General features: G+C 67.6%; 3 protein-coding genes and 1 pseudogene. 2 read left to right on the forward strand and 2 right to left on the reverse strand.

All coding sequences use genetic code 11. The annotated features are described in order from the left end of the window. Nucleotides 1-396: 396 nt before the first annotated feature. Entirely contained in the window at nucleotides 397-1077 is a 681-nt protein-coding gene (locus ACWEN3_RS43620; protein ID WP_452983448.1) for a DUF4232 domain-containing protein, read from the forward strand. A gap of 131 nt (nucleotides 1078-1208) precedes the next feature. After that, on the forward strand, nucleotides 1209-1742 hold the full coding sequence (locus ACWEN3_RS43625; protein WP_452983451.1) for a GNAT family N-acetyltransferase: 534 nt from the start codon (nucleotides 1209-1211) through the stop codon (nucleotides 1740-1742). A gap of 298 nt (nucleotides 1743-2040) precedes the next feature. On the opposite strand, the gene ACWEN3_RS43630 is transcribed toward ACWEN3_RS43625, so the two are convergent. Then, nucleotides 2041-3162: an alpha/beta hydrolase gene (locus tag ACWEN3_RS43630; protein ID WP_452983454.1), complete on the reverse strand. Its 1122-nt coding sequence runs from the start codon at nucleotides 3160-3162 to the stop codon at nucleotides 2041-2043. 273 nt (nucleotides 3163-3435) lie between these two features. Then, a pseudogene (locus ACWEN3_RS43635) lies at nucleotides 3436-3542 on the reverse strand (polysaccharide deacetylase family protein); the annotation flags it as partial.

Genomic DNA, 3542 nt, shown 5'->3' on the forward strand with positions numbered 1-3542 from the left:
GACGAAACGGCTGGTGAACGTCTTGGTGAACCCGGCCGGCAGATGAGGCGCCTGCCCGACGGAGCCGACGAGTGGAGCCGTGAGGACCTCATCGACACACCCGCGCGCGGCGGACGCCACCGTAAGAAGAGCGACGCCGCCTGACAGGAGCACCCCACCGCCTGATGGCCTGCCTGTGCCGCAGCAGCCGGAGGCGCTGCACCGCTGAGGGGCACGGTGTGAACACTGTTGTGCCTGCGCCCAGTTGCCTTGTTACCGATTGCGGACAAACCCGGGGGAACAACGCCCACCCCGGCGTCATCTCATGGGGTGCGACGAAACAGCCGATGCGGCCGGCCGCCCTGCGGGAGCAGGGGGAGGTGCCGCGTCCTGGCAGACCATGGGGGAGTTTTCATCATGACCACGCGACGTGCCCGCCGTACCGCCCGTTCCGCCGCCCTGGCCGCCGTCACCGCCGCGCTGGCGCTGGGCCTGACCGCCTGCGGCGGCACCGACAACGGCTCCAAGGCGGCGGGCGGCGATCCCGCCGCCGGTACCGCGCAGAGCCTGTCCGCGTCCAACGGGGACGGCAAGGGCAGCAAGGAGGGGGCGACCTCGGCGACCGCCTCGGGCGGGACGGGCGGGGCCGCGAGCAAGAGCACAACGGCCGGCGCCCAGCAGTGCCGGGGAGACGAGATGCTGGTCACCGCGGTGCACCGGTTCGCCGGTCAGCAGGGCGACCACCTGCTGGTCACCGCGTCGAACAAGAGCGCCAAGGCATGCTGGGTCACCTCGTACCCGGCCGTGAAGCTCGGCGAGGACGTCGATGGCGCCGCACTGCCGCACTCGAAGAAGGACAACCCGGGCGGCGACAAGCACATCACGCTCCGGCCCGGAGGCAAGGTGTACAGCGCGGTGAACCTCTTCGACTACGGCTCGAAGAACCACACGGCACACTCGTTCGCCATCGCGCTGCGCGGCGCGGACGGTCACAACGGCCCCTTCTACTCGGTCGACACCAAGGGCCAGAAGCCGCAGTTCAGCTGGAGCGAGGCCGATGTGCTGAACTGGAGCACCGAGAAGCCGTACGACTTCTGACGGCTCGTCGACCAGTGACGCGCCACCACCTTCCACCACTTCTACGGTGGTTGGGTGAGGTCGGAGTAGCAGCGGAAGCGCGGGCGGTGCCGGATTACCGATGAGGCCGTCGCGTTCGGCAGGATGGACGCATGACCGAGATCCGCACACCCCGTCTTCTCCTCCGCAGCTGGCACGACGACGACCTCGCGCCGATGGCTGACATCAACGCGGACCCCAGGGTCATGCGCTGGATCGACGACGGCTCGGTGCGCGACCTGGACCGCACGGCCGAGGACATCGAGCGGTGGGAGGAGGAGTGGGACGAGGAGGGCTTCGGACTCTTCGCCGTCGAGTTGCTGGCCTCGGGCGAACTGATCGGCTTCACGGGACTGTCCGTGCCCGAGTTCCTGCCGGAGGTGATGCCCGCCGTGGCGATCAGCTGGCGGCTCGGCTCACAGTTCTGGGGCCAGGGATACGCGTCCGAGGCCGCCCACGCCACGCTGGAGTTCGCTCTCCAGGACCGCGGCCTGGACCGCGTCATCAGCATCAGCCGGGTGGGGGACAACGCCTCCGAGAACGTCATCCGCAAGCTCGGCATGGTGCCCGAGCGGGAGACGGCACACCCGGTGTACGGCTACCCGCTGCGGGTTCACGCCATCGATCTCACCGAGTTCCAGGCATGAACCGGCGAGTGAACCGGCGGTCAATCGGCGTGCAAGGGCTGCGTCCTCTCTCTCCCGGGACACCCTGCTCCGGGGTGCTGGACGAGGTGGGGAAACGCTCGAGTCCGCAGCGAGAGGGCATGCGCTGGGGAGGGCGTCTGCTCCCCGTCGTCGCCTGACGCCTTCGCCGACCTGGGAGACACTCAGCGGCGGCCCCCTCCTGGGGACCGTACGCCGAGCGTCGCGCACACGATCCCTCCGAACATGGCGAACCGGGAGACCGGACGCCTGGCGTTCGAGCGCCCGCAGGGTTCAGACCTTAGTGTGCGACCAGTCGCTGGCTTATCCACTGCAGCATCGGCGGGATCTCCCGCTTCCAGGTGGTGAAGTTGTGTCCGCCGCTCGGAAGGATGATCGACGAAACCCTGGTCACGTTCGAGTTCTGCACGCTCTTGATGAATTTGAGCGTGTCCTTGTAATTGTGCTCACCGACCTTGCTGCTGGTGACGAGCAGTGACGTTTCCGGCGCCGGCAGATGCTTGATCGCCCAGAAGAGGTTGGCACGGTTCTGCAGGTTCTTGTCGCCGTGGAAGAGGTCCCCGGTGGTGGGGTCGATCGGCGCCTTGTAGTACGGCGACAGGCCCGCGGCGGCCGCGTACGACCCCGGGTGGTGCATGGCGATCTTCAGCGCGCAGTAGCCGCCTGTCGAGTCGCCGACGATGCCCCAGCTGGCGGGCGTCTTGTCGACCCGGTAGTGGGCCATGACCGAGTCGCGCAGGTCCTTGGCGAAGAAGGTCTCGGTCTGCGGGCCGCCGGGGACGTCCACGCACTCGGTGTCCCGCGGCGGCGCCACGGTCGGCCGCAGCATCACCAGGATCATCGGCTGCATCTTGCCGCTCTTGGCCAGCTGCTGCGCCGTGCTCGGGTAATGCAGCTTGTTCACCAGTGCCTCGGCGGTGCCGGGGTATCCCGTGAGGACGACGGACACCGGGAACTTGCGTCCCTGGTTCTGCGGCTGGAAGTACTCAGGCGGCAGGTAGACGAACGCGGGCGCCGCGATGTGGGTCGTACGGCCGAGGATGTCGACCTTCTGAACCTGCCCCGCCACCTGCGGCAGCGGACTGCTCACCCCGATGACGCGGGACGCGGAGACCACTTGGACGGGGCTGTTGCCGCCCGCCATGTGGTCGACGACCACGCCCTGGCCGGTCTCCTGGCCGAACAGGTCCGCCCAGCTGGCGTAGAAACCGAAGGACTGGTTGGCGGCGAGCCCCATGGAGGCGATGAGGGCCAACTGGGTGCTCAGCATGAGACCGATCCGTCCGCTGACGGTACGCCAGGTCTGCCGGGCGAGGCGCGGCCACAGCCACACCGTACTGCCGAACAGCACGGCGGCGACCAGAATCGCCAGCACCAGCACTTTGTTGCTCGTGAGACCCATGGGTTGCTTCCTGCCTGCGCTTTCCGCCCGTTTCGGACCCTTGCTTTGTTGCGAGGGCTTACCCGGGGCTTTCCTTGGCCTTTAACTCGATTTTCCGGTGGGGGAGTGAACCTCTCCTCCCGAGACACCGTCCTTGGGGGGGCGAATGTCGCCGGATGCCCGATCGGATCCGGGTTCAAGATTTCTCGCAGAACTACGAGATGGTACTGCGTGGCCCGTGTCCCCAGGCCGAAAGAGCGCCACGGTGACCAAGCACACTGATTTCTGCTCGGTTCAGTTTCCGGCCGGCGGCTGGATGTAGTCCTCCAGGCGGGCCACCGCGAAGCCCTGTTCCCGGATGCGTTTGAGCAGATTCGCGAACATCTCCGTCATGGTGGCGC

The organism is Streptomyces sp. NPDC004561 (assembly GCF_053602155.1).

Excerpts from the sequence above, each read along its gene's own strand:
- ACWEN3_RS43630 (WP_452983454.1), bottom strand. The coding sequence starts at position 3,162 with ATGGGTCTCACGAGCAACAAAGTGCTGGTGCTGGCGATTCTGGTCGCC.
- ACWEN3_RS43625 (WP_452983451.1), top strand. The coding sequence starts at position 1,209 with ATGACCGAGATCCGCACACCCCGTCTTCTCCTCCGCAGCTGGCACGAC.
- ACWEN3_RS43620 (WP_452983448.1), top strand. The coding sequence starts at position 397 with ATGACCACGCGACGTGCCCGCCGTACCGCCCGTTCCGCCGCCCTGGCC.